This is a genomic window from Bergeyella zoohelcum ATCC 43767, assembly GCF_000301075.1.
GTDB lineage: Bacteria > Bacteroidota > Bacteroidia > Flavobacteriales > Weeksellaceae > Bergeyella > Bergeyella zoohelcum.
In genome coordinates, this window is record NZ_JH932293.1 from 1,993,139 (window position 1) to 2,006,659 (window position 13,521).

The window sequence follows — 13,521 nt, forward strand, 5'->3', positions numbered from 1 at the left end:
AGACGAAAGTTCCGTCTGCTTTTCTCTTTAAAATATTTTAAACACTTAACACTCCACTACAAAAGCCCTTTCTCTAATCAGCTGTGCCAATGCGTGCATATCTTTCCCAATGAGTCTATCATCTTCTAATTTTGGAACCACTGAACGGACAAGGTCGTAGTTCTCTTCAATGATGTCTGAACATTTTGCAGGACGACGGAACTCTAATCCTTGAGCCGCAAACATGAGTTCAACTGCAAAAATATTTACTAAGTTATCCAGCACTTGATTAAACTTTCTTCCCGATATGCTTCCCATAGACACATGATCTTCTTGCCCTAAGCTGGTAGGAATGCTGTCTGCTGAAGCTGGAAAACAAAGCGTTTTATTTTCCGTTACCAAAGCCGCCGTGGTATATTGTGGAATCATAAAACCAGAATTCAGCCCTGAAGTTTCCGCTAAAAGTCTTGGTAAACCAAATTTTCCTTCCAATAGTAAATAACATCTTCTATCCGATATATTTCCTAATTCTGCCGCTGCCAGTGTAGCGTAATCAATAGGCAAAGCCATCGGTTGACCATGAAAGTTTCCACCCGAAATTGCCTCTTCATCACTCAGCACAATAGGATTATCTGTTACCGAATTCAGTTCTATTTCTGCCATGGCTTTCAGATGCTCATAGGCATTTCTACTGGCTCCATGTACTTGGGGTACACATCTTAAGGAGTAAGGGTCTTGTACTCTATCACAAAACTCATGAGCTGCCAAATTTTCAGAATCTTCTAAAAGCCTTCTCATTCTCTTTGCTACTTCCTGTGTTCCGCTATATGCTCTGATTTCATGGAGTTCCTTCTTAAAAGGGCTTGCCGAGCCTCTATATGCCTCTAGAGACATCGCAGCCGCTACATCCGCAAGGTCTAAAATATACTTCATTTTATCCAGCCCTAAAATAGCATGTGCTAAAATAAACTGTGTACCATTAATCAATCCTAAGCCTTCCTTCGGACCTAACTTTAGTGGTTGAAGGTCATATTTTTTAAGAATATCTGCAGTATCATGAATTTCGCCTTCGTGCCACACTTGCCCTAAACCTAAAAGCGGTAAAACGAGATGCGAAAGCGGTGCTAAATCTCCCGATGCACCTACAGACCCCTGTTCTGGGACTACAGGAATAATATTTTTCTGGAGCATTTCTATCATTCTTTCTACCACCGTGAGAGAAACCCCTGAAAAACCTTTGGAAAGCGCATGAATTTTAGCTATCATCATGATTTTAGATAGTTTTTCATCTATCGGTTTCCCTACACCTACCGCATGAGAGATGATGAGGTTATGCTGTAGCTGTGCAGTTTCCTCCTCAGAAATCTTTACATCGCATAGCGGACCAAACCCCGTATTAATCCCATAAACGGTTTTGTCTGAATTCACAATGGCTCTTACATTTTTCTCAGAATTGAGGATTTGCTTTCTCGCTTGTTCATCCAGTGTAGCTAAAGATGGATGGGCTACAATATTCATTACATCGCTGATAGTCAAGCGATCAATACCATATATTATCATTATTTATTTTTTTCTAAAAGTACTATATTCTTATAGAATGAGCAAATATATTTCCATTGAAAAAGCTGTTCGATTTTACCGAACAGCTTTTTATGAATAGTTTTATTAGAATTCTATTAAATTTCTGTATTCATATCCCAATTTTGGAGATAATCATGAACATGTTTTAAGAACATTCCTCCTAATGAGCCATCTACCACTCGGTGATCATAAGAATGAGACATGAACATCATCTGACGAATGCCTATCATATCTCCTTCTGGAGTTTCTACTACAGCAGGTTTTTTCACTATCGCTCCAATCGCTAAAATAGCGACCTGAGGCTGAGGAATAATAGGCGTACCCATTAAGTTTCCAAAACTTCCTACATTAGAAATGGTATAGGTAGCACCTTGGGTATCTTCAGGTTTCAGCTGTTTGTTTCTGGCCCTATGTGCCAAGTCATTGATAGCCTTTGCAAGTCCAGAAAGGGAAAGCTGATCTGCATTTTTAATTACTGGAACGATGAGATTTCCATCTGGCAAGGCAGTAGCCATACCGATATTAATATTCTTTTTCTTAATGATTTTATCTCCATCTACAGAAACATTAATCATTGGGAAATCTTGGATGGCTTTTACTACTGCACGAACAAAAATCGGCATGAAAGTAAGCTTTTCACCATCTCTTTTTTCCAGAATATTTTTATTTTTTGCTCTCCATTTTACCACATTGGTAACATCAGATTCAATGAAAGAAGTAACATGCGGAGAGATTCTCTTAGAGTTCACCATGGCATCGGCAATGATTTTTCTCACTCTATCCATTTGGATAATTTCATCTCCTTCTCCCACAGTTACAGGGACAGGCTTCGGTGCTTCTTGAGCCACTGGTGCTGAAGTTACTACGGTATGAGCAGGAGCTGCCATAGGCGTTTTCCCTCTATTTTCTACAAATTTTAAAATATCTTCTTTTGTAATTCTTCCGTCTAAACCACTTCCTGCAATAGTCTTTAGCTCTACTTCCGAAATATTTTCTTGCTGAGCAATAGATTTTACCAATGGTGATAAATACAAATCCCCAGAGAAAGCAACGGTATTACTTTGTTCCAAAGGTTTTTGAAGTTCTGCCAAATCTTGTGCAGTAGGCGTTTCGGTCTTCGGTGTTTCCACTTCTTTCACATCTGAAGCATCGGTACTTCCTGCACCTTCGGTTTCTAAAATAGCGATAGGTTCCCCTACTTTTGCTACTTCATCTTTTTGTTTTAGAATTTTTACAATTTTTCCTGAAACCGGCGTAGGGACATCAGAATCTACCTTATCTGTAGCAATCTCCACTACAGATTCATCTTCTTTTACCGTATCGCCTTCTTTGAAAAGCCAACTAATGATGGTAGCTTCCATCACACCTTCTCCCATACTTGGAAGTAATAGTTTATATTCTGCCATTTTCTATGGTTTAGATTTATTTATGTTACTGACGGACAAATATAAGGTATTTCTATGGTATTATAAAATAATACTTTTTTATTTTTCTTCTATAAATTCTATATTGATATGTTCCCCTTCTTTTAATCCTAAAAGACTACTGGCACCATTTTGGAAACTCCCCTTGTACATTAAAATTTCTAGAAATCCATCTTCACTGAACTGTGCCATAGGTTTTCCATGGAAATCCTTCTCTTTGGACCAATCAGGAATAAAATCAGCATAGCTATGGTGTATCTTTTTCATGGTATGATTTCTAAACCGGATAAGAAATTTCGGATAAACTCTTTGATATTCTTCAAATTTTTCCCTCGAAATATTAGAACAGACATTCCCAAAACCATCTACATGCACCACTTGTCCTGCAATAAATTTATCCTTATACGCCGCATTGAGCGTAGAAAGTCTCACAGGTGTTGTAAATTTTCTACCTACAATTTCGGGAATTCCTCCTTTGATAAGATGTAATGCTGCAGGAACGAAAATATCTCTAGGTGTGAACTCTACCACATCATCAAACCGATTGTTATAAGTAATCTCATAGACCTCTTCCAGTTCAAATTCAGGATGTAAAAGACTAATAAAACCATTATCTGCTGTGAGAAAATAATGTTCATTCACCTTATAAATCAAATTTTTCTGCTGAGGATGAAACAGACAGTCCACCGCCACCATGTGTACACTTCCCTTGGGAAAAGCTCGGTAAGATTTTCTAAGCATGAAAGCTGCCTGCTCTATATCATACGCCCGAATATCATGTGTAATTTCTGATATCATAACAGACTCATCTCCAGAGAGAAGACTCCCTTTAATGAGGGCGACTCTATAATCTCTATTTCCGAAATCCGTAGTTAATGTTATTACAGGCATAGGCTTATTTTGGTTCACAAATTTACGGCAAAAAAGTATAGAAAAAAAAGTAAAGTTATCCAGAATAACCATTTTTCATTTCCTATTTGAGCATTCATTTTGAAAAAACTTTCTATATTTGCACCATGAATCAGAAAAAATGTTCACAAAAGTATTTTGTAGCACAATATATGTTGGTGCTCTATATTTTTGTATCCTTCTTTTCGGTTCATTTTCATGAGCATTCTGCCATGGAAAATTCCCATACGCATTTCTCTTTCATTCAAGATACTGATGAACATCATGATGAATCCCATGATACCGATGAACAGGATGAGAACACCCAAGACTGTCTTTCTTGTTTCTATTTTCAGTATCAGCATGGAGTAGAGATGGCGTTTTTTTCCTTTACTTGGGTTCAGGATTGGATATTTTCCCAAGCCATTTATTCTTATTTCCAAAAATTTGGGAATATCACCCTCTCATCTCAGCTACTTAGAGGTCCCCCAGTGGCATAATCTCTTCTTGTCTTAAATTTCATTGCAAAAAATTTCTTCTTTTGCAATTCATCAGTAGCTTATAACTCTATTTATCATTTATCGTGAAAAGACTGTTCAGTTTCGTGCTGATGCTTTGTGGACTCTCATTTTTTTGGTCACAAACGCATTACGAAATCCGAGGTAAGGTAGTGGATTTACATAATAACGCTCCTCTACAAGATGCCTCCGTAAAAATCGGGAAATTCCAAACCAAAACCGATGCGAAAGGGCAATTTATACTTCAGAAAATACAAAAAGGAAATCACACAATAGTAGTTTCCCACTCTGAATGCGAGGATTATCTACAAAAAATCACTGTAGATAAAGCCTTACACCTTACCATCGCTCTGGAACATCATGAAAAAATCATCGAAGACATCAAAGTTTCTGGTGCGGTAAGACCCTCCAAATCTCAACAAAGCCATACGCTCCAAGGGAATATCTTGAGCCAAAATTTCCAAGACAATATAGGGAATCTCCTTACACAAATCACTGGTGTAAGCACCATAAAAACGGGAAATAACATTGTAAAACCTATTGTAAGAGGACTCTACGGAAGTAGAATTTCCATTCTCACCGATGGCGTAAAACTATCTGAACAAGAATGGGGTGTAGAGCATGCACCAAGCGTAGAAGCCTCTATGTTCCAAAAAGTTTCTGTGGTAAAAGGAGCGGGAGCTCTAAAATACAGTAGTGATGCTATGGGGGGCGTGGTCATCTTAGAAGCGAAGCCTCTTCCCGCAAAAGATACCCTGATGGGACATTTTCAAATGGCAGGATTTACCAATGGACGAGGGATAAAAACAGGCATACAGGTGCAGAAATCATACGAAAACCGCTGGTTCGTAAATGCTGGAGGCTCTTTTTCTAAAAGAGGCGATATAGCCATCCCTAATCATACCTTACAAAATACCGCTTCTGAGGAACATGCCTTTCATTTTTCAGCAGGAAAAAGAGCATTCGATAAAGGCATAGAGATTTCATATAAAATTCTTCAGCAAGATTTCGGGATTTTCACTGGTTCACATCTAAGTTCAGCATCATTGCTCTATGATGTAATAGCTGCGGGTGGAGCCATGCATTATTATGATCACTTTGCATATGCTCTGCAAAATCCCAAACAAGAAGTACTTCATCATACTGCAAAAATAGAAGCCTACCACCGATTTAAAACCATTGGGAAATTTAAGTTCATGTATGCTTATCAGCTCAATGATAGAAAAGAATTTGATATCCGAAGAGGGGAACTTAAAAACATTCCCTCATTAGACCTACAGCTTCAGACCCATCAGGCAAAACTAAGTCATCTTTTGGAAAGAGAAAAATGGTCTTTAGAAACCGCTATATTAGGTGAATATCAAAACAATTACGCAGATCCTAATACCCAAACCCGAAGGCTCATTCCCGACTATGAAAAGGGACAAATTTCTACTTATGCTGTTTGGGAATATACCATTTCTCCGAAGTGGTTTTTAGAATGGGCTGCACGGTATGACTATTCTACCATTGATGCCTTTAAATATTATGACCAAAGTGTTTGGAACGCTCGTTTTGCTAAGCATTATGCCCATTTTGAAGTGAAGCAATCAGGGAGTAGAATTCTTACCCATCCTGTCTTTCATTTTCATAATCACTCTGTGAATGCAGGTTTCCGCTTTACCCCTAACAATGCTTGGAATATTAAAGCCAATATCGCTCAGGTACGCAGAATGCCGAATCCAGCAGAACTTTTCGCAGACGGACTCCACCATTCTGCCGCTATTATAGAAAGAGGAGACTTAAAATTACAATCCGAAGTAATGACCCAAATGAATATGGCCATCGGGGCAAAAATCAATGCACTAAAAGGGATACATCTACAGTTTTCACCGTATTATTATCATGCTGAAAACTATATTCAGCAGATTCCTACAGGCATACAAAACTCTAATCGTGGAGCATTTGTAATTTGGGATTATCAGCAAGTAAAGGCCAACATCTTAGGTTTCGAGGCAGAAATGCAAGCTAAAATCACGGAAAAAATGACAGTAGATGCACAGTACAGTTGGCTTCGTGGACATAACCTCACCCATGCTGAACCTATCATACTGATGATGCCTCCGAGGTTAAAAACTACACTTTCTTACTCACTTTGGAAAAAGAAAAAAATGCTTTTAGGGATAGAACACTTATTCGTTCAAAAACAACATAGATTTCCTATGAGAAATGTAAATTTTGAAACCATAGAAAATGGACTTATTGTACCAAAGACACTAGATGTAAGCACCCCTCCAGTAGCTTATCATCTCATTGGAATCCATCTAAGTGCAGAAATGAATAGACACTTTTCTGCTCACCTCAGAATCTCTAATGCTCTAAATACCGAGTACAGAGATTACCTGAACCGCTTACGATTTTTCGCTCCTGAAATGGGAAGAAATATCAGTTTGACTTTGAAATATAACTTTTAACAATAACATTAATTAACAATTTTAAAATTTTTTATTATGAAGAAGTTCTTAAACTTAGCCGTGTTGTTCGTGTTGGCAGTAGCCCTTATTTCATGTAGAGACAAAGATCATCATCCGCATGATACCCACGAACATGAAGAAATCTCTAAAGTAGTGATGAAAGTAACCAATTTGGCTACCAAACATGAACAAAGCATCACTTACATTAACGGAACTGCCTCTGGAGCACTCAATTTAGAAAATGGTAAGCGTTACCGCGTAGAATTAGATTTCCAGAGCAAACACAATGATCACTATCACTCTGTAAATGATGAAATCATTAAAGAAAGAGATGAGCATTTCATCGTGTTTAAATTCGCTGGTGTAAATCCAAAACTCACAAGACAATCGGCAAATGATGTTCGTTCTGATGCCAAAATCGTAGGTTTAAAGTCCGAGTGGGAAATGACTGCTGCACCTGCTGCTAACGCCAAAGTGCAGATTCAGCTAATGCACCAACCTACTTCTGTAAACCAAGACTATCCTTCTATAGACCAACAATATGGTGCTGTAACTGGAGGAGATGCTGATGTGGATATGACTATCAACATCCAGTAATCTAAATCTTATTTTAAGAAAAAACCTTCTCATGACAGAGAAGGTTTTTTGGTATAGAAACAATGGTATGATTACCTGCAGTAGATAGTGACTAAAATCTAAAAAAAGACTAGTAATCAAGTCATAACTACATTTTAGGAAACATTTTCCCTAATCCTGGAATATTAGGCATTCCTTTGCTCATCATCTGCATCAGTTGTTTTCCTTGTGGGCCTTGCATCATTTTCATCATTTTACCCATTTGTTCAAATTGTTTCATCAGCTGATTGACATCTTCTATTTTTCTTCCAGAACCTTTCGCTATTCTATTTTTTCTTTGGGTATTGATGATAGAAGGTTTTCGTCTTTCCTCAGGCGTCATCGATTGAATGATTGCTTCAATATGTTTAAAGGCATCATCATTAATATCTACATCTTTAATGGCTTTTCCTACTCCAGGAATCATCCCCATAAGGTCTTTCATGTTCCCCATGCGTTTGATTTGCTGGATTTGCTGTAAGAAATCATCAAATCCAAATTCATTCTTTGCAATTTTCTTATGAAGTTTTTTGGCTTCCTCTTCATCAAATTGTTCTTGAGCTCTTTCTACGAGAGAAATTACATCTCCCATCCCGAGGATACGGTCTGCCATTCTTTCAGGGTAGAAAAGGTCAAGGGCTTCCATTTTTTCTCCTGTAGAAATGAATTTGATAGGTTTTTCTACTACGGAGCGAATCGTGAGTGCAGCTCCACCACGAGTGTCTCCATCTAATTTGGTAAGTACCACCCCATCAAAATTGAGGGCGTCGTTAAATGCTTTGGCGGTGTTTACAGCATCTTGTCCTGTCATGGAGTCCACCACAAAGAGTGTTTCATTGGGATGGATAAAATGATGTACGGTTTTGATTTCGTTCATCATCTGTTCATCTACAGCGAGACGGCCGGCAGTATCTACAATAACCACATCGAAGCTATTATGTTTAGCGTAATTCACTGCATTTTCGGCAATGGTAGATGGATTATTAGAGCCCTCTTCCGTATAGACAGGCACTTGAATTTGTTCCCCCAATACTTTTAGTTGTTCAATGGCCGCTGGACGATAAACATCACAAGCTACCAAGAGTGGTTTTTTATTTTTTTTTGTTTTTAAAAAATGAGCGAGCTTTCCAGAAAAAGTAGTTTTCCCTGACCCTTGAAGCCCAGCGATGAGAATCACTGAAGGTTTTCCAGAGAGATTAATGCCCTCTTGTGTGCCTCCCATCAAGTCAACCAATTCATCATGAACGATTTTCGTCATGAGCTGCCCTGGGGTAAGTGAGGTAAGTACATTTTGACCAATGGCTTTGTCTTGAACTCTTTTAGTAAGGTCTTTGGCTACTTTATAGTTTACATCGGCATCTACCAATGCTCTACGAATTTCTTTTACCGTTTCCGCTACATTGATTTCTGTAATTTTCCCTCTCCCTTTAATATTGTGTAGGGCTTTGTCTAATTTATCTTGTAAATTATTGAACATGATGATGAAATTTAAGCCACAAAAATAAGTATTTTTATGATAATAGAAATTTATCCATCTTTGCAAAATGAAATTTTTGTCATGAAACAATATAAAAGAGATTATTTATTTATAGGGATTTTCCTTACATCCATTGTATTAGGGAGTTTATCATTGCATATTTTGGAAATTCCTCAGCGGGTTCATCTTTTGATTGCGGTACTCAGTGCTATTGTAATATTTTCTATTTTACTATTAAAAATTCTTGGCAAAGCCAGTATTATAGGATTTTTTTTCTTGGGGACCGTGGTATTTAAAATGTTCGGAGTAGGTTATTTAGCCATTTTTGAACCTGATTTTAAAATTCATTTATTGTATTATTTCGGATTTTTCTGGTATTATTTACTCTTAGAAGCCCTTTATTTAGTGCGGTCTGTGAAAGAACAAGATAAATATCATGTAAAGAATCATGAATAAACTTTATTTTGAAGAAAATATTTATTATTTTTGCAAAAATTTAACAAGAGGTTAAAAGATGGCTTTACGCAAATTATTTTTTATTCTATGGGCTTTTGTAGGAGGCATTGCTTTAGCAGCCGGAAATGAGCCTGCATCTGAAGAAGGGAAATACAATCCCGTACCGTTTATTATGCATCACATTCAGGATTCCCACAGTTGGCATCTTTGGGGAGAAGGTGAGCAGTCTGTTGGTTTTCCTTTGCCGGTAATCCTCTGGGATGATGGGCTAAAAGTGTTTTCATCGTCTAAGTTTTATGATGAAAAACACATGGAAAGTGAAACACCAGTAGAAGTGGATGGGAAATATTATAGACTTTTCCATGATAAAATTTATTCTACAGATGCAAGTGGGGCTTTAGAAATGCATGATGGACATCCTACAAATAAGATGCCATTAGATTTTTCCATTACTAAAGTAGTAGCTCAAATGTTTCTTGCAGCTATTATTCTTTTAGTTATTGGTTTTAGTGCTGCGGCTTCTTATAAGAAGAGTAATGTGCCATCAGGAATTGCTAAATTCATAGAACCTATCGTAGTTTTTGTAAGAGATGAGATTGCACTTCAAAATATCGGAGCTGTAAGTTATAAAAGGTTTGTACCATTTTTAGTAACTTTGTTCTTGTTTATTTGGGTGTTGAATATTCTTGGGTTAATTCCAGGAGCTGCCAATACTACTGGGAATATTGCGTTTACTATGGTGCTTGCGGTAATTACCCTATTGGTAGTTAATTTTAGTGGTAGAAAAACTTATTGGGCTCATATTTTTGACCCACTTGGAAACAATATGCCTTGGGCAGGAAAGATTTTAGTTTATATTATCTTAGTACCTGTAGAAATATTAGGAATTATTACTAAGCCATTCGCATTAATGATTCGTCTTTTTGCTAATATGACGGCAGGACACATCATTATCATGGCATTGATTTCCTTAATATTCATTATGAAAACATATGCTATTACCCCAGTATCTATTGGTTTAGCATTGTTCATCTACATATTGGAAGTATTGGTGGCAGCGTTACAAGCGTTTATTTTTACCATGCTTACGGCATTGTTCATTGGTTCGGCGGTAGAGGAGCCTCACCATGATCATTAATCAATATTTTTTTAGAGACAAATAACTTATTAATAACTTTTTTAAAATTTTATATTATGACAGGTAGTATCGCAGCAATCGGAGCTGGTTTAGCAGTTCTTGGCGTAGGATTAGGAATCGGTAAAATTGGTGGTTCAGCAATGGACGGAATTGCAAGACAGCCAGAGCAATCCGGTAAAATCCAAACTGCAATGATTATCGCAGCTGCCCTTATCGAAGGTGCAGGTCTATTCGGTATCGTAGTAGCATTACTTGGTAACGGATAAAAAAGTTTTTGAATTCTACAGACGGTTGGTCTGTGGAATTCATTTTTCTTAAAATGTAAAATTTATAAACCTATATACACATGGATTTATTAACTCCTTCAGTTGGTAATATATTTTGGACAGCAGTTGTTTTCCTTATTTTGCTTATTCTCTTAGCTAAATTTGCTTGGAAACCTATTCTTGGAGCGGTAGGAGAAAGACAAGCAAGTATTCAAGATGCACTCAATCAAGCTGTACTTGCGAGAAAAGAAATGGAAGCCTTGAAAGCGGATAATGAAAAAATTATGCGTGAGGCAAAAATGGAGAGAGATGCTATCCTTAAGGAAGCAAGAGAGCTGAAAGACAAAATTGTACTTGAAGCGAAAGAAGCTGCAAAAGTAGAAGGTGATAAGATGATAGAAAACGCTCGTCTTAGCATTGAGGCAGAGAAAGCGGCTGCAATGGCAGATATTAAAAACCAAATTGGTACATTGTCTGTAAACATCGCAGAGTCTATCCTTAAAAGCCAACTTAACAATCCAGCAGCACAAGAAGAGCTGGTACAGAGCTATTTGAAAAACCAAAATTTGAATTAATATGTTTTCTACAAAAGTTGCCAAGCGCTATGCCCAGGGGCTTTTAGATTTCACAAAGGAAACGCAACAAACAGACTTTCTTTTCGATGAAATGAAAACCGTGGTTCAAGTTTTGAAAGATTCAGCAGAGCTTAATCGTTTTTTGAATACACCTTTCATTGATTATAAAAAGAAAACTATTGTAGCGACAGAAATCTTCAAAAGTCTATCATCAGTAGCTCAGAATTTAATTAAATTGGTGATAAAACAAGGGAGAGAAAGTCAGTTGAGAAATATTGCACAAGCTTTTATTGATAAAGTGGAAGCAGAGAAAGGTATCCAAAAAGTAACGCTTACTTTGGCGAGTCCTATTTCTGAGGCTACTATAAAAACCATCATTGAGCAATCTAATATGGTGAAACAAAATCCTGATGTGCAAACTATCGTCAACCCTGAAATCTTAGGTGGTTATATCCTAAGAGTGGGAGATCAGCAAATAGACGCATCTGTAAAAACTAAACTGATGCGAGTTCGTAAACAATTTCAAAATAACTAAGTAAAAAATACCAGATAATGGCAGAAATAAATCCAGCAGAAGTATCAGCGATACTGAAGCAACAGTTAGCAAATTTTGATACCCAATCCAATGTAGAAGAAGTGGGTACTGTACTCCAAATCGGAGATGGTATTGCTCGTGTATACGGATTGGAAAATGTACAATATGGTGAATTAGTAAGATTCCAAAGCGGTGTAGAAGGTATTGTTTTGAACCTTGAAGAAGATAATGTAGGGGTAGCACTTCTTGGAGAGTCTAAACTCGTAAAAGAAGGAGATACCGTAAACCGTACCAATACTATTTCTTCTATTAAAGTGGGAGAAGGACTTTTAGGAAGAGTGGTAGATACGCTCGGGAACCCTATAGACGGTAAGGGGGAAATCACTGGAGATCTTTACGAAATGCCGCTCGAAAGAAAAGCACCAGGAGTAATCTATCGTCAGCCAGTAAATGAGCCTTTACAAACGGGTATCGTAGCGATTGACTCTATGATTCCTATCGGAAGAGGACAAAGAGAGTTAATCATTGGTGACAGACAAACGGGGAAAACTACCGTAGCGATTGACACCATTCTTAACCAAAAAGAATTCTATGATGCAGGGAAACCTGTATATTGTATTTATGTTGCGGTAGGGCAAAAGGGCTCTACGGTAGCCCAAATCGTTCAGACTTTGGCAGATAAAGGAGCTTTAGCATATACCGTAGTAGTAGCAGCAAATGCTTCAGACCCTTCACCAATGCAGGTGTATGCACCTATGGCGGGAGCTGCTATCGGGGAGTACTTCCGTGATACAGGGCGTCCAGCATTGATCATCTATGATGACCTTTCTAAACAAGCGGTAGCTTACCGTGAGCTTTCTCTTCTTTTGAGAAGACCACCAGGTCGTGAAGCATATCCAGGGGATGTATTCTACCTGCACTCAAGACTCTTAGAAAGAGCAGCTAAGGTAATTGCTGATGACGAAATCGCAAGACAAATGAATGATTTGCCAGAATCATTGAAACCTATCGTAAAAGGAGGAGGTTCATTAACGGCACTTCCTATCATTGAAACGCAAGCAGGGGATGTATCTGCGTATATTCCTACCAATGTAATTTCCATTACAGACGGACAGATTTTCTTGGAGTCTGATCTTTTCAACTCAGGGGTGAGACCTGCAATTAATGTGGGGATTTCCGTATCTCGTGTAGGGGGGAATGCTCAGATTAAGTCTATGAAAAAAGTATCAGGTACTTTAAAACTGGATCAAGCACAGTACAAAGAATTAGAGGCGTTTGCGAAATTTGGTTCTGACCTTGATGCTTCTACCCTTGCTGTAATTACCAAAGGGGAAAAGAATGTGGAAATCCTTAAACAGCCTGTGAACTCTCCACTTCCAGTAGAAGTTCAGGTAGCCATGATTTATGCAGGTACAGAAAACCTTCTGAGAACTGTTCCTGTAAATAAAGTAAAGGAATTCCAAACGGAATATGTAGAATTTTTGAAAGCGAAGCACGGTGATACTATGGCAGCTATTAAAGCTGGAAAAATAGATGATACAATCACTGGGGTATTGAAGCAAGCGGCTTTAGACATCGCTTCTAAGTATAACTAATGAGGAGTCAGAATTTTTGGC

The 13,521-nt window shown here is 37.8% G+C and carries 13 protein-coding genes; 9 read left to right on the top strand and 4 right to left on the bottom strand.

What is annotated here, in order from left to right; all coding sequences use genetic code 11:
• Positions 1–45: 45 nt before the first annotated feature.
• The 3 genes from hutH to HMPREF9699_RS09120 form a co-directional block, all read right to left on the bottom strand.
• Positions 46–1,539, bottom strand: coding sequence for a histidine ammonia-lyase (hutH, locus tag HMPREF9699_RS09110; protein ID WP_002664290.1), 1,494 nt, complete (start codon positions 1,537–1,539; stop codon positions 46–48).
• Positions 1,540–1,655: 116 nt separating this feature from the next.
• A complete protein-coding gene (locus tag HMPREF9699_RS09115) occupies positions 1,656–2,966 on the bottom strand; it encodes a dihydrolipoamide acetyltransferase family protein (RefSeq protein ID WP_002664292.1) in 1,311 nt (436 codons plus the stop codon).
• Positions 2,967–3,044: 78 nt separating this feature from the next.
• Positions 3,045–3,875 (bottom strand): SAM hydrolase/SAM-dependent halogenase family protein, encoded by an 831-nt coding sequence (locus HMPREF9699_RS09120; RefSeq protein WP_002664293.1) that lies wholly within the window; start codon positions 3,873–3,875, stop codon positions 3,045–3,047.
• Positions 3,876–4,000: 125 nt separating this feature from the next.
• Here HMPREF9699_RS09120 and HMPREF9699_RS09125 point away from each other — a divergent pair, with 125 nt between their 5' ends.
• From HMPREF9699_RS09125 to HMPREF9699_RS09135, 3 genes are all read left to right on the top strand, one after another.
• Entirely contained in the window at positions 4,001–4,372 is a 372-nt protein-coding gene (locus HMPREF9699_RS09125; protein WP_002664294.1) for a hypothetical protein, read from the top strand.
• 83 nt (positions 4,373–4,455) lie between these two features.
• On the top strand, positions 4,456–6,843 hold the full coding sequence (locus HMPREF9699_RS09130) for a TonB-dependent receptor (RefSeq protein ID WP_245946134.1): 2,388 nt from the start codon (positions 4,456–4,458) through the stop codon (positions 6,841–6,843).
• A gap of 36 nt (positions 6,844–6,879) precedes the next feature.
• Positions 6,880–7,440 (top strand): hypothetical protein, encoded by a 561-nt coding sequence (locus tag HMPREF9699_RS09135; RefSeq protein ID WP_002664296.1) that lies wholly within the window; start codon positions 6,880–6,882, stop codon positions 7,438–7,440.
• A 127-nt stretch (positions 7,441–7,567) separates the two neighbouring features.
• Here the strand turns inward: HMPREF9699_RS09135 and ffh are convergent, their stop codons facing one another.
• Positions 7,568–8,935: a signal recognition particle protein gene (gene ffh / locus HMPREF9699_RS09140; protein ID WP_002664297.1), complete on the bottom strand. Its 1,368-nt coding sequence runs from the start codon at positions 8,933–8,935 to the stop codon at positions 7,568–7,570.
• A gap of 36 nt (positions 8,936–8,971) precedes the next feature.
• Here ffh and HMPREF9699_RS09145 point away from each other — a divergent pair, with 36 nt between their 5' ends.
• From HMPREF9699_RS09145 to atpA, 6 genes are all read left to right on the top strand, one after another.
• Complete coding sequence (locus tag HMPREF9699_RS09145) at positions 8,972–9,391, top strand: hypothetical protein (protein ID WP_002664298.1); 420 nt, start codon at positions 8,972–8,974, stop codon at positions 9,389–9,391.
• Between the two features lie 58 nt (positions 9,392–9,449).
• A complete protein-coding gene (gene atpB / locus HMPREF9699_RS09150; protein WP_002664300.1) occupies positions 9,450–10,529 on the top strand; it encodes a F0F1 ATP synthase subunit A in 1,080 nt (359 codons plus the stop codon).
• A 56-nt stretch (positions 10,530–10,585) separates the two neighbouring features.
• The gene (atpE, locus tag HMPREF9699_RS09155; RefSeq protein ID WP_002664302.1) at positions 10,586–10,795 is read left to right on the top strand and encodes an ATP synthase F0 subunit C; all 210 of its coding nucleotides are present in this window, start codon (positions 10,586–10,588) and stop codon (positions 10,793–10,795) included.
• An 80-nt stretch (positions 10,796–10,875) separates the two neighbouring features.
• Positions 10,876–11,370, top strand: a complete 495-nt coding sequence (locus HMPREF9699_RS09160; RefSeq protein WP_002664303.1) for a F0F1 ATP synthase subunit B — start codon at positions 10,876–10,878, stop codon at positions 11,368–11,370.
• Position 11,371: 1 nt separating this feature from the next.
• Positions 11,372–11,905 carry an ATP synthase F1 subunit delta gene (atpH, locus tag HMPREF9699_RS09165; RefSeq protein ID WP_002664304.1) on the top strand — a complete coding sequence of 178 codons (534 nt, stop codon included), beginning with the start codon at positions 11,372–11,374 and terminating at the stop codon, positions 11,903–11,905.
• A gap of 17 nt (positions 11,906–11,922) precedes the next feature.
• A complete protein-coding gene (gene atpA / locus HMPREF9699_RS09170; RefSeq protein ID WP_002664305.1) occupies positions 11,923–13,500 on the top strand; it encodes a F0F1 ATP synthase subunit alpha in 1,578 nt (525 codons plus the stop codon).
• The last annotated feature ends 21 nt before the right edge of the window (positions 13,501–13,521 follow it).